The organism is Methylobacterium sp. NPDC080182, from assembly GCF_050281105.1.
GTDB lineage: Bacteria > Pseudomonadota > Alphaproteobacteria > Rhizobiales > Beijerinckiaceae > Methylobacterium.
Window position 1 is genome coordinate 551,904 of the sequence record NZ_JBNNWO010000001.1, and the last position, 19,989, is coordinate 571,892.

The 19,989-nt window shown below is 70.0% G+C and carries 20 protein-coding genes; 7 read left to right on the forward strand and 13 right to left on the reverse strand.

All coding sequences use genetic code 11. The features are described from left to right. Positions 1-2: 2 nt before the first annotated feature. Together ACQKQD_RS02760 and ACQKQD_RS02765 are read right to left on the reverse strand one after the other, a co-directional pair. A complete protein-coding gene (locus ACQKQD_RS02760; protein WP_427507414.1) occupies positions 3-1,226 on the reverse strand; it encodes a serine hydrolase domain-containing protein in 1,224 nt (407 codons plus the stop codon). Between the two features lie 52 nt (positions 1,227-1,278). Beyond that, entirely contained in the window at positions 1,279-1,788 is a 510-nt protein-coding gene (locus ACQKQD_RS02765; RefSeq protein ID WP_091679018.1) for a DUF427 domain-containing protein, read from the reverse strand. 114 nt (positions 1,789-1,902) lie between these two features. Between ACQKQD_RS02765 and otsB the strand changes: the two genes are divergently transcribed. The 3 genes from otsB to ACQKQD_RS02780 all read left to right on the forward strand — a co-directional run bounded on the left by otsB (position 1,903) and on the right by ACQKQD_RS02780 (position 4,198). Then, entirely contained in the window at positions 1,903-2,646 is a 744-nt protein-coding gene (otsB, locus tag ACQKQD_RS02770; RefSeq protein WP_091925265.1) for a trehalose-phosphatase, read from the forward strand. A 28-nt stretch (positions 2,647-2,674) separates the two neighbouring features. Next, a complete protein-coding gene (locus ACQKQD_RS02775; RefSeq protein WP_427507415.1) occupies positions 2,675-3,079 on the forward strand; it encodes a DUF4260 domain-containing protein in 405 nt (134 codons plus the stop codon). Between the two features lie 117 nt (positions 3,080-3,196). After that, positions 3,197-4,198, forward strand: coding sequence for a glucokinase (locus ACQKQD_RS02780; protein WP_427507416.1), 1,002 nt, complete (start codon positions 3,197-3,199; stop codon positions 4,196-4,198). 82 nt (positions 4,199-4,280) lie between these two features. Here the strand turns inward: ACQKQD_RS02780 and ACQKQD_RS02785 are convergent, their stop codons facing one another. Continuing rightward, positions 4,281-5,753, reverse strand: coding sequence for an MFS transporter (locus ACQKQD_RS02785; protein WP_427507417.1), 1,473 nt, complete (start codon positions 5,751-5,753; stop codon positions 4,281-4,283). A 160-nt stretch (positions 5,754-5,913) separates the two neighbouring features. On the opposite strand from ACQKQD_RS02785, the gene ACQKQD_RS02790 reads away from it, so the two are divergent. Beyond that, the gene (locus ACQKQD_RS02790) at positions 5,914-6,201 is read left to right on the forward strand and encodes a hypothetical protein (RefSeq protein ID WP_244492186.1); all 288 of its coding nucleotides are present in this window, start codon (positions 5,914-5,916) and stop codon (positions 6,199-6,201) included. Positions 6,202-6,305: 104 nt separating this feature from the next. Then, positions 6,306-7,247: a 2-hydroxyacid dehydrogenase gene (locus ACQKQD_RS02795; protein ID WP_427507418.1), complete on the forward strand. Its 942-nt coding sequence runs from the start codon at positions 6,306-6,308 to the stop codon at positions 7,245-7,247. 10 nt (positions 7,248-7,257) lie between these two features. On the opposite strand, the gene ACQKQD_RS02800 is transcribed toward ACQKQD_RS02795, so the two are convergent. After that, positions 7,258-8,151: a LysR substrate-binding domain-containing protein gene (locus tag ACQKQD_RS02800; protein WP_020090556.1), complete on the reverse strand. Its 894-nt coding sequence runs from the start codon at positions 8,149-8,151 to the stop codon at positions 7,258-7,260. 111 nt (positions 8,152-8,262) lie between these two features. Between ACQKQD_RS02800 and ACQKQD_RS02805 the strand changes: the two genes are divergently transcribed. After that, entirely contained in the window at positions 8,263-9,015 is a 753-nt protein-coding gene (locus tag ACQKQD_RS02805) for an SDR family NAD(P)-dependent oxidoreductase (RefSeq protein ID WP_427507419.1), read from the forward strand. A 134-nt stretch (positions 9,016-9,149) separates the two neighbouring features. Next, positions 9,150-11,111, forward strand: a complete 1,962-nt coding sequence (locus tag ACQKQD_RS02810) for a cytochrome C oxidase Cbb3 (protein ID WP_427507420.1) — start codon at positions 9,150-9,152, stop codon at positions 11,109-11,111. Between the two features lie 189 nt (positions 11,112-11,300). Here the strand turns inward: ACQKQD_RS02810 and ACQKQD_RS02815 are convergent, their stop codons facing one another. The 9 genes from ACQKQD_RS02815 to urtA all read right to left on the reverse strand — a co-directional run bounded on the left by ACQKQD_RS02815 (position 11,301) and on the right by urtA (position 19,966). Beyond that, the gene (locus tag ACQKQD_RS02815; RefSeq protein WP_020090553.1) at positions 11,301-11,870 is read right to left on the reverse strand and encodes a ClpP family protease; all 570 of its coding nucleotides are present in this window, start codon (positions 11,868-11,870) and stop codon (positions 11,301-11,303) included. A 31-nt stretch (positions 11,871-11,901) separates the two neighbouring features. Next, on the reverse strand, positions 11,902-12,957 hold the full coding sequence (locus ACQKQD_RS02820; protein ID WP_020090552.1) for an aliphatic amidase: 1,056 nt from the start codon (positions 12,955-12,957) through the stop codon (positions 11,902-11,904). Between the two features lie 47 nt (positions 12,958-13,004). Further along, a complete protein-coding gene (locus ACQKQD_RS02825) occupies positions 13,005-13,322 on the reverse strand; it encodes an FmdB family zinc ribbon protein (protein WP_427507421.1) in 318 nt (105 codons plus the stop codon). A gap of 118 nt (positions 13,323-13,440) precedes the next feature. Next, entirely contained in the window at positions 13,441-14,670 is a 1,230-nt protein-coding gene (gene fmdA / locus ACQKQD_RS02830) for a formamidase (protein WP_427507422.1), read from the reverse strand. A 161-nt stretch (positions 14,671-14,831) separates the two neighbouring features. After that, a complete protein-coding gene (gene urtE, locus ACQKQD_RS02835) occupies positions 14,832-15,596 on the reverse strand; it encodes an urea ABC transporter ATP-binding subunit UrtE (RefSeq protein ID WP_427507423.1) in 765 nt (254 codons plus the stop codon). A gap of 2 nt (positions 15,597-15,598) precedes the next feature. Beyond that, complete coding sequence (urtD, locus tag ACQKQD_RS02840; protein WP_427507424.1) at positions 15,599-16,384, reverse strand: urea ABC transporter ATP-binding protein UrtD; 786 nt, start codon at positions 16,382-16,384, stop codon at positions 15,599-15,601. 7 nt (positions 16,385-16,391) lie between these two features. Next, complete coding sequence (urtC, locus tag ACQKQD_RS02845; protein ID WP_427507425.1) at positions 16,392-17,561, reverse strand: urea ABC transporter permease subunit UrtC; 1,170 nt, start codon at positions 17,559-17,561, stop codon at positions 16,392-16,394. Positions 17,562-17,573: 12 nt separating this feature from the next. Continuing rightward, entirely contained in the window at positions 17,574-18,500 is a 927-nt protein-coding gene (gene urtB / locus ACQKQD_RS02850) for an urea ABC transporter permease subunit UrtB (protein WP_012322399.1), read from the reverse strand. Positions 18,501-18,697: 197 nt separating this feature from the next. Continuing rightward, positions 18,698-19,966 (reverse strand): urea ABC transporter substrate-binding protein, encoded by a 1,269-nt coding sequence (urtA, locus tag ACQKQD_RS02855; RefSeq protein ID WP_042669481.1) that lies wholly within the window; start codon positions 19,964-19,966, stop codon positions 18,698-18,700. Positions 19,967-19,989 lie beyond the last annotated feature (23 nt).

The window sequence follows — 19,989 nt, forward strand, 5'->3', positions numbered from 1 at the left end:
CCTCACTCGGCCAGGGCCGCGTAGGTCAGGACGCGCAGCTCGCGCCGGATCGGCAGGGCCGAGGACGGGACGAGCTGCGTCATGAGCACCACCGACAGGTCCTCGGCCGGGTCGATCCAGAACGCCGTCGAAGCGAGGCCGCCCCAGGCGACCTCACCGGGCGTGCCGAGGATCTGGGCCCGGGCGGGGTCGAGCATCACCGAGAAGCCCAGGCCGAAGCCGATGCCGGTGTAGGAGGTCTCGGCGAAGCGCGGCGTGCCCATCGCCGCGAGGTCGCCCGGCAGGTGATTCGCCAGCATCAGGTCGACCGTCTTGCGGCCCAGCAGGCGCGCGCCGTCGAGGGTGCCCCGGTTGAGGATCATCCGGCAGAAGCGCTGATAGTCCGCCGCCGTCGAGACGAGGCCGCCGCCGCCCGACGCGATGGCGGGCGGGCGCGCGAAGGCCGTGTCCACGGAATCGTCGAACAGGCGCAGCTGCCGCGCGCGGTCGTACGCGTAGGTGGCGCAGAAGCGCGGCATCAGCTCGGGCCGCACATGGAAGTCGGTATCGACCATGCCGAGGGGCCCGATCACCGCGTCGCGGAGATGGTCGGCGAACGGGCGGCCGGTCAGCGCGGCCACGTACTGGCCGAGCACGTCGGTGGCGACGCTGTAGTTCCAGGCGCTGCCCGGCTGGGCGAGGAGCGGCAGCTTCGCGACCCGCGCGGTCATCTCGGCGAGGGTGCCCTCGCGCGCCAGGAAGTCGGCGCCCTGCTCGCGGTACTGCGCGTCGACCAGGGTCGCCTCCATGAAGCCGTAGGTCAGCCCGGCCGTGTGGGTCAGCAGGTCCCGCACGGTGATCGCCCGGCGGGCCGGTTCGGTCTCGAGCTTCGCCCGGTTGCCGCCCACGGCGACGCGCATCTCGGCGAACTCGGGCAGGACCCGGGCGATCGGATCGTCGAGCTGGAACAGGCCCTGCTCGTAGAGCTGCATCACCGCCACCGAGGTCAGCGGCTTGGTCATCGAGTAGATCCGGGTGACCGTGTCGAGGGTGAACGGCGTTGCCCGGGCGAGGTCGGCCTGCCCGCAGGCGCGCGCGAAGGCGATGCGCCCGCGCCGCGCCACGGTGACCGACAGTCCGGCCAGCCGGCCGTCGCCGACGAGGCGGTCCATCCACGGCACGATCCGGGCGAGCCCCTCCGGGCTGAACCCGGCGCCGGTCGGATCGGTCTCGGTCAGCGCGGTCATGCGGTCTCCTCGTGGTGGCTTTCCGCGAACGTAGAAGGGGCGGTGGACGAAATCACCAGCCCATCGTTCCGGGACCGCCCTTGAACGGGCCGACGATGCCGGGCGTGATCCAGCCACCGTAGAAGTTTCCCGGTTGCGGGGTCACCGGGTCCGCCCCGACGAAGCAGGCGTCCATGGGGCCGGCGTAGAACGCGACGTAGCCGGCGATCGCGCGGAAATCCGGGGTCGGATCCGGGTAGGCCCAGGCCGCCCCGGGCACGAGACGGTCGCCGCCGCGCACGTCGAACAGGACCGCCTGTCCCTTCCACTCGCAGATCCCGCCGCGCCGCCGGTTCACGAGCGTCCCGTCCGCGATGTCGGCGGGCGGCAGGTAGTAGGTCGGCGGGTGCGAGGTCTCGAGCACCCGGAACCCGGAGCCCGTCTCGGCGATGACGCGGCCGCCGAGCACGACCCGCAGCCGGTCCGGGACGGATTCGAGCCGGGGCGGCCGCGGATAGTCCCAGACGCTCTCCTCGCCGGGTCTGACCGGATCGGGGACGGGCCGGAAGGGCGATCCGCGCATGGAGAACCTCGTGCTGTGCCGCTTCGGATCCAGATAGGGCAGTGCTGCCGGCGTTTGTCGTCCGGCGCGCCCGTGCTAGCCCGTCGCCGACACTCGAGCCCGGGATCCCCCGCGATGGACATCGCCCTCTTCCTCGACTTCGACGGCACGCTCGCCGAGATCGCGCCGCGTCCGGACGCCGTGCGGGTCGAGCCCGGCCTCGTGGAGGATCTGGAGCGGCTCCGGGCGCGACTCGACGGCGCCCTCGCCATCGTCACCGGCCGGCCGGTCACAGTGATCGACGGCTTCCTGGCGCCGTCCCGGTTGGATGCGGCCGGTCTCCACGGCGTCGAGCGCCGGGTCGCCGGCGCGCTCACGGGCGGCCGCGCGGAGGACCATCCGGATCTGCGCCGGCAGGTCGCGCGCCTGCAGGCCGAGACCGCCGCGCTCGCGCAGGTCCTGATCGAGGACAAGGGCGCCTCGGTGGCGGTCCACTGGCGGCTCGCGAACCCGGACGATGCCCTGCGGGCCGAGACGCTGGTGAAGGGCGCGGCGGAGGCGCTCGGCGCCGAGTACCGCCTGCAGCTCGGCAAGGCGGTCGGCGAGATCGTCCCCGCGCAGGCCACCAAGGCCCACGCGATCCGCGCCTTCATGGCGCAGGCGCCCTACGCCGGACGGGTCCCCGTCTTCTTCGGCGACGACCGCACCGACGAGATCGCCTTCGCGTCGATCAACGAGGACGGCGGGGTCGCGGTGCGCGTCGGTGACGGCGAGACCGTCGCCCGGCGGCGCCTGCCCGACCCCGCCGCCGTCCGTGCCCTGCTCAGCAACTGGGCTGCCGGGGGCGCGATCGACCCGGACGCGCTGCCGCCGGCCTGACGCGCCGCGCCGTTCAGGGGAGATCGCGATGTCGGGGCGTTCCGTCACGGGCTGGCCGCGCCTGCTGCTGCGGCTGGAGGGAGCCTGCATCCTCGTCGCCGCCCTGCTCGCCTATGGCTGGCTCGGGCCGTCGTGGTGGCTCTTCGCGGCGCTGCTCTTCGTCCCCGACCTGAGCATGCTGAGCTACGCGGCCGGTCCCGTGGTCGGCGCGGTGCTCTACAACGCGGCCCACACGCTCGCGCTGCCGCTCGTCGGCCTGTCCCTGGCGATCGCTTCAGGCCGCCCCGAGGCCGTCGGGCCGGTCCTCATCTGGCTGGCCCATATCGGCCTCGACCGCGCCCTCGGTTACGGTCTCAAATACGGCAGCGGCTTCGGAGATACCCATCTCGGCGTGATCGGCCGGGCGCGTGACAAGACGATCGCGCAATCCTGAGCGGCGGATGCCGCCGATTGGGACTTGCCCGCGCGGTGTCGCGCGGCCGATGAATCGCCGGAGCCGTGCTGGACGCGAGTCCCGTCGCGGCGGGCCAGAGAGCAGGGGCAAGTTGCGATGTTCGAGTTTCCGGTTCTGGTCGGCGACATCGGCGGGACGAACGCGCGGTTCGGTCTGATCGAGACGTCCGGCGACCAGCCCCGCCTCCTCGCGCACGAGGCGACCGCCGACCATCCCGATCCGTCGAGCGCCATCAAGGCGTCGCTCGCCAAGGGCGGCGGCCCGGCACCGCGCTCGGCGATCCTGGCGATCGCCGGCCGGGTCGACGGGCCGGAGATCCAGCTGACGAACGCGCACTGGAAGATCGCGGGCCAGCGCATCGCCGAGGATTTCGGGCTCTCCTCGGCGACGGTGGTCAACGACTACGTGCCGGTAGCGGCCGGCGCCGCCGATATCGCGCCCCACGACCTCACGCCGGTCGGCCCCTGTCCCCCCGTGCCCGGCGGCGCCCGCGTGGTGCTGGGCCCCGGGACCGGGTTCGGCGCGGCCGCGCTGGTCCCCTATGCGGCCCATCTCGCCATCGTCTCCACCGAGGTCGGCCACACCGATATCGGTCCGGCCGACGCCTTCGAGGAGAAGGTCTGGCACGCGCTGGAGCGGGTCGAGGACCGGATCACCGTGGAGACGGTGCTGTCGGGACCGGGCCTGTCGCGGCTCCACGCGGCCGTCGCCCATGTCCGGACCGGGCAGCCGCACGAGAAGATCGAGCCGGCCGCGGTCACCGAGGCCGGTCTGAACGCCACCGATCCGCACGCCGCGGAGACGCTCGCGCTGTTCGGCCGGGTGCTCGGACGCGTCTGCGGCGACCTCGCTCTGACCTTCCTGGCGACGAGCGGGGTCTATATCGGCGGAGGCATCGCGCCCCGGATCCTCAAGGTGCTGGAGGAGAGCGGCTTCCGCGACGCCTTCGAGAAGAAGGCGCCCTTCGCCGCCATGATGCGCCAGATCCCGACCAGCGTGATCACCGTCCACGACCCCGCTTTCCGGGGCCTGGCGGCCCTGGCGAACGAGGGCGCCAAGTTCGTCTACCACGGGCAGGTGTGGCGGAAGGGGGCGTGAGCGCCCGCGGCGTCGGCCGGGCGCGGAGCGAGGCCGGACGGCTCCGCTCCGCGCGCGTCCCGCTGTCGCGCCGGGCCCGCCCTCAGGCCGCCGCCAGCGGCTTCGAGACCTCCTCCAGGGACTTGCCCTCCGCGGCGGTGCCCCAGATGCCTCCGATGACCGCCGCGATGAGCATCAGCACTGCGCCGAGGCCGTAGCCGAACAGCACCCAGTCGCGCGAGCCGGTCTCGACCAGCGTGCCGAACAGGAGCGGGCCCGAGACGCCGCCGATGCCGGTGCCGACCGCGTAGAAGACCGCGATGGCGAGCGCCCGGATCTCCAGCGGGAACGTCTCGGAGACCGTGAGATAGGCCGAGCTCGCCGCCGCCGAGGCGAAGAAGAACACCACCATCCAGGCCGCGGTCTGGCCGACCGGCCCGAGGATCTCAAGACGGAACAGCAGGCCGACGCCGGCGAGCAGCAGCGCGGAGATGCCATACGTGAAGGCGATCATCTTGCGCCGACCGATCGTGTCGAACAGCCGCCCGAGCAGCAGCGGGCCGAGGAACGAGCCGAGCGCGAAGGGCAGCAGGTACCAGCCGACATGGTTGCCGGGCACCTGATAGAAGCGCTCCAGCACCAGCGCGTAGGTGAAGAACAGCGCGTTGTAGAAGAAGGCCTGCGCGATCATCAGCGCGAGGCCGACCATGGTCTCCTTGCGGCTCGTCACGAACAGCGCCTTGAACACCTCGGAGAGCGGGGTGTGGTCGCGGGTGCGGACCTTCATGCGCTTGCTCTCGTCCACCGGCGGCAGGGTCACGCCCTCGTCGGTGAAGCGCTTCTCGATGCCGGTGACGACGCGGTCGGCCTCCGCCGCGTAGCCGTGGGTCGCGAGCCAGCGCGGGCTCTCGGGGATCCAGGTGCGCAGGAGCAGGATCACGAGGCCGATGGCGCCGCCGGTGAAGAAGGCGACGCGCCAGCCCCAGGCCGGGTCGATCACCTCGGGCTTCAGGAGCACGATCGACATGAACGAGCCGAGCGCCGCGCCGATCCAGAACGAGCCGTTGATGACGAGGTTGGTCCACCCGCGCACCCGGGCCGGGACCAGCTCCTGGATGGTCGAGTTGATCGCCGTGTACTCGCCGCCGATCCCCGCGCCCGTGAAAAAGCGGAAGAAGCAGAAGCTCCAGATGTTCCACGACAGGCCGGTGGCCGCCGTGGCGACGAGGTAGAGGGCGAGCGTGATGAAGAACAGCTTCTTCCGGCCGATCCGGTCGGTGAGCCAGCCGAAGCCGATCGCGCCGGTCACGGCGCCCACGAGATAGCAGGAGGCGGCGAGCCCGACGTCGAACTCCGAGAACGACATCGGCGGCTGGCGCAGCGCGCCCACCAGGGAGCCGGCGAGCGTCACCTCGAGGCCGTCCAGCACCCAGGTGATGCCGAGCGCCACGATCACGAGGACGTGGAAGCGGCCCCAGGGCAGCCGGTCCAGGCGCGCGGAGATGTCGGTGTCGATCACGCGGCCGATCTCCGCGCGCTCCGGCGTCCCGGATCCCCCCTCGACCTTGCTCGCCATGTCCGCGTGTCCTCCCAATTCACCTGTTTAACCGTGCCTGGACAGCGGGCATTTACCGCGACTGTAGGCAGGTGTTGGGAACGGGTTGGAAATCGATTCGGTTCGATTTCGTCTTCACGTGCGCGGCGCAGAACAGGGAGGTCCACGCGGTGCCCCTCCCATGCCTTCCAGTCCCGCCCGTCCCCGCCGATCCTGGCCCCGCTACGCCCTGCTGGCCGCGATGACGCTCGGCGGGCTCGCGACCGCCCCCACCGAGGGCGCGGACCGGCACCTCGAACGGCCCAAGCCCCGCGTCGCGATCCAGGCGGCCGAGCGCTGGCGCCTGCGGCCGACCGAGCCCGTCGTGGCGGCGACGACCGGCAGCATCCGCAAGCGGGCGGAGACCGCGATCCCCGAGGATCGGCGCAACGTCCGCCTCGTCTACCCGGCGCTGATCGAGGCGCGCTGACGGAGCCGGCGCCCGACCCATCTCGACGATCCGGATCCCGTCAGGCACAGCGCCTGCTTCGCCCGCGCGTGGACGGGCCGAGCGGTACGGTGCGGAGGATTTAGATGGCGGAGGCGATCGCCCTGGTCGGGTGCAAGGGGCCGGATCAGGAGGCGGAGTACCTGCGGATCCTCTCGGCGGCCATGCCCGAGGAACGCCTGATCCCGTTCCGGTCGATGGACGACGCGGCCCGGGCGGCGGCGCGGGTCGCCGTCGTGGCCAACCCCGATCCGGCCGAGGTCGCGGCGCTGCCGGGCCTCGTCTGGGTGCAGAGCCTGTGGGCCGGGGTCGAGAAGCTCGTCGGTGCCTTCGACCGGCCGCTGCCGATCGTCCGCCTCGTCGACCGCGAGATGGCCCGCACCATGGCCGAGGCCGTGCTGGCCTGGACCTACTATCTCCAGCGCGACATGCCGGCCTACGCCCGCCAGCAGCGCGACCGAGTCTGGCGCCCGCACGCCTACCGCAAGCCGTCCGAGACGACGGTGGGCCTGCTCGGCCTCGGGGCGCTCGGGACCGCGGCGGCGGAGCGGCTCACTGGAGCCGGCTTCCGCGTCGTCGGCTGGAGCCGCAGCCCCAAGGCGGTGCCGGACCTCGAGACGTTCCACGGCGCTGACGACCTCCCGGCGATGCTCGGCCGGTGCGACATCCTCGTCTGCCTCGTGCCGCTGACGCCGGAGACGCGGGGCCTCGTGAACGCCGAGCGCCTCGCCGCCCTGAAGCCCGGCGCCGCGCTGATCAACTTCGCCCGCGGACCGATCGTCGTCACCGAGGACCTGATCGCCGCCCTGGACAAGGGCCATCTGGCCCACGCCGTGCTCGACGTCTTCGCGGTCGAGCCCCTGCCGGCGGAGTCGCCGCTGTGGTCGCATCCCGGCGTGACGGTGCTGCCGCACGTCTCGGGGCCGACCGACATGGATTCGGCGGCCGCCACGGTGGCGGCCAACCTGAGGGCCTATCGGCGGACCGGCCAGGTGCCGGACGGCGTCGACTCGGCGCGCGGATACTAGGGCGCGCGCCTCACAGCTTCGGGAATGTCGCCGCGAGGTGGTCGATCAGCACCCGCACGGCCGGCGGCAGCCCGCGCCGGGTCGTGAAGACGATGTGCACGATCCCGGGCTGACCCTGCCAGTCCGGGTAGACGGGCACGAGCCGGCCGGCCGCGACGGCATCGGTGCAGGCGTGGTCGGGCAGGAACGCGACCCCGAGGCCGTCGGCGGCCGCGTCGCACAGCGCGGCGAAGTCGCCGCAGGTCAGGCGCGGCTCGTGGCGCAGGGTGAAGATCGTGCCGTCCCGGTGCTCCAGCCGCCACTCCGCCTCGCCGGGATCGTCGCGTGTGCCGAGGGTCGGGACCGCGCCGAGCGCGGCGATGTCGGGGCCGAGGCCGCGCGCGATCCGCGGCGCGGCGACCAGGATCCACCGCGAGGTTCCGAGCGTGCGCATGGTCAGCGACGCGTCGCTCGTCAGGTCCCGTCGGACCCGCAGCGCCACGTCGATCCGCTCCTCGATCAGGTCGACGGGCCGGTCGGTCACGACCAGCTGCAGCCGCACCTTCGGGTATCGGACTAGGAATCCGCGGACGCGCGCCGCGACGATGTCGGTGAGGCCCGTGGGACAGCTCATGCGGATCCGCCCGTGCGGCTCGGTCTGCGCCTCCGCGACCAGCGCCTCGGCCCGCTCCGCCTCGAGCATCATCGCCCGGCAGCGCTCGTAGAACCCCTGGCCGACCTCGGTCACGCGGAAGCGCCGGCTCGACCGCTCGATCAGGCGGGCGCCCAGGCGCGCCTCCAGGGCCGCGATGCGGCGGCTCAGCTTCGACTTCGGCTGGTGCAGCGCCCGGCCGGCCGCGGCGAAGCCGCCATGCGCGACGACCTCGGCGAAGTAGACGTAGTCGTTGAGATCGGCGCGGACCATCGTTCCTCCTGTGGAACGCTGAGTGCCACATTCGCCGACTACCCGCACCATCGTTCCGGCGGCATCTCTCCGACCAGCGGCGCGCACGGCGCCGAACAGCGGAGAACGACGATGACCGGCAGGTTTCAGGACAAGGTCGTGGTGGTGACCGGCGGCACCAGCGGCATCGGCCTCGCGACCGCCCAGGCCTTCGTGGCCGAGGGGGCCTCGGTGTTCATCACCGGTCGCCGCCAGGAGGCGCTCGACGCGGCGGTGAAGCGGATCGGCGGCCGGATCACGGGCGTGCGCGGCGACATGGCGAACCTCGCCGACATCGACCGCCTGTACGACGCGGTCCAGCAGAAGCACGCGCAGATCGACGTGGTCTTCGCCAATGCCGGCGGCGGCAGCTTCGCGCCGCTCGGCGCGATCACCGAGGCGCATTATCAGAGCATCTTCGACACCAACGTGAAGGGCGTGCTCTTCACCGTCCAGAAGGCGCTGCCGCTCCTGCGGGACGGAGCCGCGATCGTCCTCACCGGATCGACCACCGGCAGTTCGGGCACGCCGGCCTTCAGCGTCTACTCGGCCACCAAGGCGGCCGTGCGCAACTTCGCCCGGAACTGGATCCTCGACCTGAAGGACCGGCGCATCCGGGTGAACACGATCAGCCCGGGCGTGACCGAGACCGCCGGCCTCGACGAGCTCTTCGGCGGCGGCGATCAGGCGGCGGCCACCAAGGACGTCCTCGCCGGCCAGATCCCGGCCGGCCGCGTCGGCCGGCCCGAGGAGATCGCCCAGGCGGTCCTGTTCCTCGCCTCGGACGCGGCGAGCTTCGTCAACGGCGTCGAGCTGTTCGCCGACGGCGGGCAGGTCCAGATCTGAGGATCCGGGGCGGCCGGGACGCGACACCCGGTCCCGGCCGCCCCCGTGAACCCTGGCAATGGCCGGCGGTTAAAGGCCCGGCCCTCCGGTCCCGCTTCCTCGCGGGCGGGCGCCGGGAAGGACAAAAGGTTTCCATGGGTTGGCCGCGCCGCATCCTGATCACCGCCGGTCTGGCGACCGTCGCGGCCGGCGTCGCCCTGGGCGTCGGCCGCTTCAGCTACGCGCCGATGCCCGACCGGGCGGACCTGCTCAACCCGGACCGCTACCCGATCCAGACCGCCTTCGACATCCTCGGCCGCCGCGTCTCGCGCGCGGAGGCCGATGGGCTCACCGGCACGGAGGCCGGACGGAAGGCGCTCTCGCCGAAGAGCGGCGCGGTCGCGATCGATCCCGCGATGGTCGAGCGCGGCCGGCAGGCCTTCTATCAGGAGACGTTCGGCAACGAGGTCTTCCTCACCGACGTCACGGGCATGCTCGACGGCGGCCTGACTCCCACGCAGGTCGCCCTGGCGGTGGCCAAGCTCGGTGGCCAGGGCACCACCGATCTCAAAGTTGCCATGGCCAGGGACGTGCGCGTCGGCGACCGCGTCTACCGGGCGGGCGAGCTGGTCCCGACCGGGCTCGACGTGCCGAAGGGCGGCGCCTTCATCATCGGGATCAAGACCTTCTACGACCGCGGCCACCTGCGCATGGGGATCACCTGCGCCCTGTGCCACGCGGCGGTCGATCCCGGCACCGGCAGGGTCGTGGAGGGCGCGCCCAACACCGACCTCAATGCCGGGCTGCTGATGGCGCTCGCGAAGAACTCCTCGGCCTACTTCATGCACGCCAGCGTGCCGGAGGCCGATGCCAAGCCCCCCGCCGATCCGCAGCATACCGGCTCGACCGGCACGGGGCCGGCGCTCCCGGACGCCGCTTCCGTCGAGGCGGCCACGAAGGTGCAGGTGGCGAGCTGGCCGCCGGGCAGCTTCGACTCGTCCGCCGACCGGGTCACCAACCCGACCTCGATCCCGTCGAGCTTCTCGGCCCACGGCGAGCCCTACAGCTGGAGCGGGCGCGAGGCGATCGGGCCCTTCGCGGGCCTGTCCTCGCTCAACAACAACGTCCACGCGGCCAATTCCGACACGACCCAGCTCGCCGCCGCCGCGCCCTGGCTGTTCGGCATGGATCCCGAGACGTATCTCGGGATCGTGCTGCGCGGGTCGGCCACGGAGGCGTTCCGCTACAGGCCGGACGGCGGCCGGAGCCCGTCGGAGGTGCTGCGCAGCGTCGATCCGACCCCGGCCTCGCCGGGGCTGAACAGCTACGCGGTCCTGCCGACCTATCCGGCGACCAACTACGTCACCGACAACGGCCTGTTCACGTCCGTGCCCGGGGAGCCGGTCAACCACGCCAACAACGCCATGTCGGCCTTCCAGAACCTGCTGCACCCGCCGGCCGCCGGGCAGGATCCCGACCGGGTCCGCGCGGGCCGCGCGGTGTTCGAGAAGGCCGGCTGCGGCAGCTGCCATTCCGGCCCGGCGCTCACCAACCACCGGGTCGTACCGGAGGCCGAGATCGGTACCGAGCCGACCCGGGCGCGGGCGGGCGCCAAGATGGAGGCGCGCCTGTCGGCGCCGGCGATGTTCGCCGCCGACACGCCGTTCCCGACCCCGGCCGACCCGGTCATCGTCCCGGTGCCGCTCGCGGGCGACGCCCTCGCCCAGGTGCAGCTCGCCTGGGGGCAGGGGGGCACGGAGGGCGGCTACAAGGTGCCGAATCTCGTGGGCCTCGCCTGGACGGCGCCGTACCTGCACGATTCCGGCGTCGCGGTCGGTCCCGATGCCGAGGGCCAGCTCGGCGTCCCGGGCACGCTGTACCGGGGCGTCACCCCCGATCCCGCCAACAGCCTGCGCGCCCTGGTCGACCGGGATCTCCGGGCGAAGGTGATCGCCGCCAACGCGGCCTCGGACACGGCGCGGATCGCCCGCGTGACCGGCAAGGGGCACGCCTACTGGGTGGATGCCGGCTCGGGCGTCTCGCGCGAAGAGCAGACGGCGCTGATCGCGTACCTGCTCTCGGTCGATCGCCTGACGGAGCCGGCCGCGACGCCCTGACCGCGCCGCCCGCGAGCCGGATCTCCCATGTCGCGGACCCTCACCCCGGTCTTGGTCAGCCTCGGGCCCTGTTACCCGGCGCTGTGAAATCTCATCGTCCTCGCGGGCGGGGCGAAGCGATCCAGCAGCGCCGCGCGCGCCGGTGTCGCGCCGCCCTGGGTTGCTTCACTGCGTTGGCAAAGACGCGGCTCAGATCACCGCCTCGATCAGGCCGCGCCGCTTGGCCTCCTCGGCCTCGAGGTACCAGTTCGACGGTGCCTTCTCGAGCACCTCGTCGAGGGTGACGTCAGAGCCCTGGATCAGGTTGGCGAAGCCCTCGTTCTGGATCTCGATCGAGCACAGGATCTCGTTGAGCGTCGCCTTCACGGAGGCGATGCAGGTGGTGAGCGGTCCCTCGACCTGGAGCTGCTTGTTCATCTTGCGCTCGTGGATCATCAGCCGCGTCCCGCAGGTGAGATATCGGTTGGGCCGGGCGAAGAAGCTCATGAAGGTCGTGCCGGCCGAGTAGATCGCGGCCTTGCCGAGGAAGACGAATCGCCGGTTCGGATCCATCGCGCTGTTGAAGCGGATGTCCTCGCCCATCATCCGGGCGACCTCCGGGTCGCCGCCGAGCGTCGTCAGCTCGACGACGACGAGGTCGCGGTCCCCCGCCGCGTCGAGCTGGCGGCGGAAGTCCTTGTACATGTCGTAGTCGACCGGTCCGGAGAGCAGGACGGCCGGGGCCCGGAAGGCGGTGGGGCCGAGGGGAGTCGTGTCCATGGTCCTCCTGGTCGCGCGGCCGGCCGGCTGGTCAGCGCGCTGGGTCGGGCGCGCCCGCGCCCTTGCCCACGAACGGGATGCCCTCGATCGGGCATTCCTCCGTGCCGACGCTCTGGCGGGTAATGGCCCGGACGGCGTCGCGGGTTCCGTCGGGATCCTCGATCCAGCGCCGGTAGAAGTCGTAGGGGCATTCCGACATCCCGTGCCGGTTCTCCTTCGAGTTGATCATGCCCGTGTAGCCGCGATGCAGCAGCTTGAAGAGGTGGTTCTCCGACTGGCCGTGGGCGCGGAAGTCCCGGATCAGGAATTTCGACAGGGCGGCGTACTGGATGCCCATCTCCTCCTCGCCGCACTCGCCGAGCGTGCGGCCGTCGAAGCCGATGATCGCGGAGTGGCCGAAATAGGTGTAGACGCCGTCGAAGCCGGCCGCGTTGGCCACCGCCACGTAGGTGTTGTTGGCGAAGGCCATCGCCTTCGAGATGACGACCTGCTGCTCCTTGGCCGGATACATGTAGCCCTGGCAGCGGATGATCAGCTCGGCGCCCCGCATGGCGCAGTCGCGCCAGATCTCGGGATAGTTGCCGTCGTCGCAGATGATCAGGCTGATCTTCAGCCCCTTCGGCCCGTCCGACACGTAGGTGCGGTCGCCCGGATACCAGCCCTCGATCGGGGTCCAGGGCATGATCTTGCGGTACTTCTGCACGATCTCGCCCTGGTCGTTCATCAGGATCAGGGTGTTGTAGGGCGCCTTGTGCGGGTGCTCCTCGTGGCGCTCGCCGGTGAGCGAGAACACGCCCCAGACCTTGGCCTCCCGGCAGGCGGCGGCGAACACCTCGGTCTCCGCGCCCGGGACCGTCGAGGCGGTCTCGTACATCTCGGCGGCGTCGTACATGATGCCGTGGGTCGAGTATTCGGGGAAGATCACGAGGTCGAGGCCGGGCAGGCCGGTCTTCATGCCGACGATCATCTTGCCGATCGCCTTGGCGTTCTCCAGCACCTCCGCGCGGGTGTGCAGGCGCGGCATCTTGTAGTTCACGACGGCGACGCCGACGCTGTCCTGGCTGGACGAGATGTCTCCGTGCATCATGGCGTGATGTCCTCCTGACCTTGATCGTCCCCCCGGTTGAGGGCGGCTCAGTGGCTGATCATCCAGGGCCGCGCCTTCGGGAAACTCTTGGCGGCGGCCGGAGCGGCGCTCGCTTTCTTGGGTGAGCAGCAGCCGCACCCGGCCCCGTGACTGCCCGAGCGCCTGGGCGCGTGGCGGCTGCGCTCGTTGGTGGCGTGGGCAGTCCTGAGGCCCGCATCCATGCCGGCGATGCGCGGCGCGGTGAGGAAGGCGCGCGGGCTGTCCCCGCCGCAATCCGGGCAGGCATGCGGCTCGCGGAACTCCACCATCGGCCGCATCACCGTGAAGGGCCCGCAGGCCTCGCAGGCGTAGTCGTAGACGGGCATGGGAGGCTCCCGGAATGAACTTGAGAGGTACGAACGGTTCCGAAGGATCGCGGGCCCCCTCTCCCGCACGGGAGAGGAGGCCTGTCGCGTCAGCCGCGACCGGCAGGGAAACGAACCATCACAGATCCGGCGAGAGCGGCATCTGGATCGAGCCGTCGAGGAACTTGGTCGGTCCGTCGGCGCCCGGGTTGATGTCGAACTCGAAGATCTTGGTCGGGATCCAGAGCGTCGCGCAGGCGTTCGGGATGTCGACGACGCCCGAGATGTGGCCCTGGACCGGCGCCGTGCCGAGGATCGAGTAGGCCTGCGCGCCCGAGTAGCCGAACTTCTTCAGGTACTCGATCGCGTTCAGGCAGGCCTGCCGGTAGGCGATATGGACGTCGAGGTAGTGCTGGCCGCCGCTCTCGTCGACCGAGATGCCCTCGAAGATCAGATGATCGTCGTATTTCGGCGTGATCGGCGACGGCTTGAAGATCGGGTTCTTGATCCCGTACTTGGCCATGCCGTCCTTGATCAGCTCGACCTTGAGATGCACCCAGCCGGCCATCTCGATGGCGCCGCAGAAGGTGATCTCGCCGTCGCCCTGGCTGAAATGCAGGTCGCCCATCGAGAGGCCGGCGCCGGGGACGTAGACCGGGAAGTAGATCTTCGAGCCGCGCGACAGGTCCTTGATGTCGCAATTGCCGCCGTGCTCGCGCGGGGGGACCGTGCGGGCGCCGGTGGCGGCGGCCGCGTCCTTCGCGTCGCCCTTCAGGCGGCCCATATGGGCGGTCGGGCCGAAGGGCAGGGTGGCGAGCGCCGGCACGCGCTCCGGATCGGTGTCGTAGAGCGCCTTCTCGCGGGTGTTCCAGGTCTCCAGCATCTTGGGATCGGGCAGGCAGCCGATCAGGCCGGGATGGATCAGGCCGGGGAAGCGCACGCCCGGGACGTGGCGGGATTTCGTGAACATGCCCTCGAAGTCCCAGATCGACTTCTGGGCCTGCGGGAAATGCTCGGTGAGGAAGCCGCCGCCGTTCTTCTTCGAGAAGAAGCCGTTGAAGCCCCACCGGCTCTCGGGCTTGGCGCCGATGTCGAGGAGGTCGACCACCAGCAGGTCGCCGGGCTCGGCACCCTCGACGCCGATCGGTCCCGAGAGGAAGTGCACGATCGACAGGTCGATGTCGCGCACGTCGTCGGCGGAATCATTGTTCTTGATGAAGCCGCCGGTCCAGTCGTAGGTCTCGACGATGAAGTCGGCGCCCGGCTTCACGTACGCCACCATCGGGATGTCGGGGTGCCAGCGGTTGTGCACCATGTCGTTGTCGTAGGCCGATTGCGTGAGATCGACCTTGATCAGCGTCTCGGGCATTCTTTTCGACTCCCTGCTGCGATTACGATGGTCAAATCTTTGGCGTCGGCGTCTTCGCGAGCGCAGCGAAGCGATCCAGCAGCGCACCGTCCTGAGGCCTCGCGTTGCCCTGGGTCGCTTCGCTGCGCTCGCGATGACGGACCGCGTGGGACGGTCGGCGGCTAGACCGACAGGAACCGGGCCACCGCCGCCTCGTCGATCCCGTCGCGCGGGGCCTCGTGGACGATGGCGCCGTTCTCCAGCACGATCACCCGGTCGGCGACGTCGAGGGCGAAGCTCAGGACCTGCTCGGACACGACGATGGAGAGGCCGCGCGCGTCGCGGATCGCCTTCAGGGTCCGGCCCATCTCGCGGATGATCGAGGGCTGGATGCCCTCGGTCGGCTCGTCGAGGAGCAGGACCTTCGGGCGGCTCGCCAGGGCCCGGGCGATGGCGAGCTGCTGCTGCTGCCCGCCCGAGAGGTTGCCACCGCGCCGTCCCTTCATCTCCAGGAGCACCGGGAACATGTCGTACAGGTCCTGCGGCACCTTCCGGGTGCCGGTGACCGTCAGGCCGGTCTCGATGTTCTCCTGGACCGTCATGGTCGAGAAGATCATGCGGCCCTGCGGCACGTAGGCGAGGCCCTTGGCGACCCGGGCGTGGCTCTTCAGCCCGGCGACGTCCGCGCCCTCGACCTGGATCGAGCCGGCCCTGACCGGCACGAGGCCCATCAGGGTCTTCATCAGCGTGGTCTTGCCCATGCCGTTGCGGCCCATCACGGCGACGATCTCGCCGGGCGCCACCGAGAAGGTCAGCCCGTGCAGGACCTCGCTCTGGCCGTAGGCGGCGTGCAGGTCCTCGACGGCGAGCGCCGGCGTCGCGGACGGGATCGCGGCGAGCGGGGGCGCCTGGATCCCGGGCGTGTGCGCGGTCTGGAGCGAGGCCATCGTCAATGTCCCAGATACACTTCGATGACCTTCGGGTCGTTCTTGACCCGCTCCATCGAACCTTCGGAGAGCACCTTGCCCTGGTGCAGGACGGTCACCCGGTGGGCGATGTCCTCGACGAACTTCATGTCGTGCTCGATCACCAGCACCGAGCGGCCCTTGATGATCTGGTTGAGCAGCTCGGCGGTCTTGATCCGCTCGCCGACGCTCATCCCGGCGACCGGCTCGTCGAGCATCAGCAGCTCCGGGTCCTGGATCAGCAGCATGCCGATCTCCAGCCACTGCTTCTGGCCGTGGCTCAGGAACTCGGCCCGCTCCTTCAGCTGGTCCTTCAGGAAGATGGTCTCGGCGATGCTGTGGATCCGGTCGCGGACCTCCGCGTCCCGCTTGAACGTGAGGGCGCCGAAGACCGAGCGGCCGCGGGGGAACGAGATCTCCAGGTTCTCGAACACCGTCAGGTCGTCGTAGATCGACGGCGTCTGGAACTTGCGGCCGACGCCGGCCTGCACGATCGCGCTCTCGGAGAGCTTGGTCAGCTCCTGGCCCTTGTACTTGATCGAGCCGCCGCTGGCCTTTGTGCGCCCGCAGATCAGGTCGAGGACCGTGGTCTTGCCGGCGCCGTTCGGGCCGATGATCACCCGGATCTCGTCCGGGTCGACGTAGAACGACACGTCGTTCACCGCCTTGAACCCGTCGAACGAGACCGTGAGCGCCTCGACGGCGAGGAGGTAGTCGGGCGGGGCCGCCTCGGCGCCGACCACGGGGGAGGAGAGGATCGCGGCGTTCATGGGGGACTCACTCGGCCGGGGCGCCGTGGGGGGCGATGGCGGGCGCGGGCGCCTGCAGGCTCTTGGCGCGGCGGGTGAGGCGGGGCTCGATGTGCTCCCGCCAGATCCCCGCGAGGCCGTTCGGGAAGGCCAGCACCACGGCGATGAACAGGGCGCCGAGGCCGAACAGCCAGAGGTCCGGAAAACTCTCGGAGAAGCTGGTCTTGGCCCAGTTGACCAAGAGCGTGCCCCAGACCGCGCCGAACAGCGACAGGCGCCCGCCGACCGCGGCGTAGATCACCATCTCGATCGAGGGGACGATGCCCACGAAGGAGGGCGACATGAACCCGACCTGCAGGGTGAACATCGCGCCGCCGATCGCCGCCAACCCGGCGGCGAAGCAGAAGGCGAAGACCTTGAAGCCCGCCACCGAGTAGCCGGAGAACCGGACCCGGTCCTCCTTGTCGCGCATGGCGACGAGGATGCGGCCGAGCTTCGACTTCTTCACGTACTGCGCCGCCAGGATGCAGGCGATCAGCAGGCCGCCGTTGACGAAGTACAGGATGAACTTCGCCGAGTCGGTGCGGATGTCCCAGCCGTGGAGGGTGCGCAGGTCGGTGATGCCGTTGATGCCGCCGGTGTAGCCCTGCTGGCCGACGATCAGGATGGTCAGGATCGCGGCGATCGCCTGGGTGATGATGGCGAAGTAGGTGCCGCCGACCCGGCGCTTGAACATCGCGAAGGAGATCAGCATCGCGAACAGGACCGGGACGGCGACCGCCAGGATCAGCGTCAGCGGCAGGCTCTTGAACGGCTGCCAGAACCAGGGGAGGGCGGTGATCTGATTCCAGTCCATGAAGTCCGGGATGCCGGGAGTCGACTGGATTTTCGTATTCTCGATGCTCGAAGCTTCCAGCTTCAAGTACATCGCCATGCCGTAGCCGCCCAATCCGAAAAAGACGCCCTGGCCGAGGGAGAGGATACCCGCGTAGCCCCAGCAGATCACCAGTCCGAGGGCGACGAAGGCGTAGGTGAGGTACTTGCCGACGAGGTTGAGGCGGAAGCTGTCGAGCGCCAGCGGCAGGACGACCAGGATCACCCCGGCCAGGAGGAGCAGGCTCAGCCACTCCACCGGCTTCATGAACGGGTTATCGTTGACGGTGACGGATTTGGTGAGGGTCTGGACCGGGTTCGTCATGGTCGAAAATCCTCAGCGCCGGACCTTGAGGGTGAAGAGGCCCTGCGGCCTCAGCATCAGGATGCCGACCACCGCGAGCAGGGTGATGACCTTGGCCATCGAGCCGGAGAGGAAGAACTCGAGGGTCGACTGCGTCTGGGAGATCGAGAAGGCCGACGCGATGGTGCCGAGCAGGCTCGCGGCCCCGCCGAACACGACGATCAGGAAGGTGTCGACGATGTAGAGCTGGCCGGAGGTCGGCCCGGTCGAGCCGATCATCGTGAAGGCCGAGCCGGCGATGCCCGCGATGCCGCAGCCGAGGCCGAACGTGTAGCGGTCGACCTTCTCGGTATCGATGCCGACCGCCCCCGCCATGGCGCGGTTCGACATCACGGCGCGGACCTGCTGGCCGAAGCGCGAGCGGAAGATCAGCAGCGCGACGCTGACGGTGATCAGGATGGTGACGGCCATGACGAACAGGCCGTTGATCGGGATCTCGATCGTGTCGGTGACCTGCACCGAGCCGATCAGCCAGGACGGCAATTCGACGCCGACCTCGCGTGCGCCGAAGATCGACCGGTAGGCCTGCTGGAGGATCAGCGACAGGCCCCAGGTGGCGAGCAGCGTGTCGAGCGGGCGCTTGTAGAGGAACCGGATCAGGCCCCATTCCACCAGCATGCCCAGAGCCCCGGAGGCGAGGAACGCCAAGCCCATCGCGATGAAGAAGTAGATCGGGAACAGCGCCGGCAGGTAGGTCTGGAAGAAGGTCGAGCAGAGATAGGTGACGTAGGCGCCGAGGATCATGAACTCCCCGTGGGCCATGTTGATCACGCCCATCTGCCCGAAGATGATCGCGAGCCCCAGCGCCATCAGCAGGTAGACGGAGAACAGGATCAGGCCTGCGAAGCCCTGCATGGCGAAGATCGCGCCGAGGTCGCCGAGGGAGTAGTCGCCGAGCATGGTTTCGGTCTTCCGCAAAGCGAATGTGGTTCGTGCCGGATCGTCACGGCCCCTGGGACAGACGGAACCGTCTTTGCGAGCGGAGCGAAGCAATCCAGGGTCGCACTACGTCCCGGAAAGTCTCGCTGCCCTGGGTCGCTTCGCTGCGCTCGCGATGACGCTGGGGAGGGGCGAATTCGCCCCTCCGAACGAGGTGACTACTGGTACCCCTTGGGGAACGGGTCGGGCTTGATCAGCTCGGGACTGGTGTAGACGATCTCGAACTGGCCGTCGGGCTTGGCCCGGCCGACCCGCGTCTTCGACCAGAGGTGGTGGTTCTCGTCGATCTTCACGTAGCCTTCCGGCGCGCCCTTGAACTCGATCCCGGGCGAGGCCGCCACCACCTTGTCGACGTCGAACGAGCCGGCCTTCTCGCAGGCCATCTTCCACAGGAACGGGCCGAGATAGGCCGCCTGCGTCACGTCGCCGATGACCGTCTTCTCGCCCCACATCTTCTTGAACGCGGCCACGAACGCCTTGTTGTTCTCGTTCTGGATCGACTCGAAGTACTTCATGCAGGCGTAGGCCCCGGCGATGTTCTCGCCGCCGATGCCGTCGATCTCGTCCTCGGTGACCGAGATCGTCATCAGCACCTGCTTCGACAGGTCGATGCCCGCCGCCTTGAGCTGCTTGTAGAACGCCACGTTCGAGCCGCCGACCACGTCGGCGAAGATCACCTTGGGCTTGGTGAGCTTGATCTTGTTGATGACCGAGTTGAACTGCGTGTGGCCGAGGGGGAAGTACTCCTCGCCGACGACCTTGCCCTTGAGCACGTTCTCCACGTGCTTGCGGGCGATCTTGTTGGAGGTGCGCGGCCAGATGTAGTCGGAGCCGATGAAGTAGAAGCTGTCGCCGCCCTTCTCCTTGTGGACCCAGTCGAGGCCGGCGAGGATCTGCTGCGTGGCCTCCTGGCCGGTGTAGAAGACGTTCTTCGACTGCTCCAGGCCCTCGTAGAAGGTCGGATAGTACAGCAGGCCGTTGTACTGCTCGAAGACCGGCAGCACCGCCTTGCGCGAGGCCGAGGTCCAGCAGCCCATCACGGCGGCGCAGTGGTCGTTGACGAGGAGCTTCTTGGCCTTCTCGGCGAAGGTCGGCCAGTCGGAGGCGCCGTCCTCCTGGATGATCTTGATCTTGCGGCCGAGCACGCCGCCGGCGTCGTTGATCTGCTGGATCGCCAGCTTCTCCGCTTCCTGCGCGCCCGTCTCCGAGATCGCCATGGTGCCGGTGACCGAGTGCAGGATGCCGACCGTCACCTCGCTGTCGGTCACCGCGAGGCCCGTGGTGTTGACCGCCGCGGTCGGCGGCGCCGCCCAGGCGGTGCGCGGCAACAGCGCCAGCGCCGGGGCGCCGGCCAATCCCATGAGCAGCCTGCGCCGCAGCGGGGAGCGCAAGCCGTGATCGGCGCCGGTCTCGGTGTCGTCTGCCATGTGCCTGACCCTGTTCGCGTCCG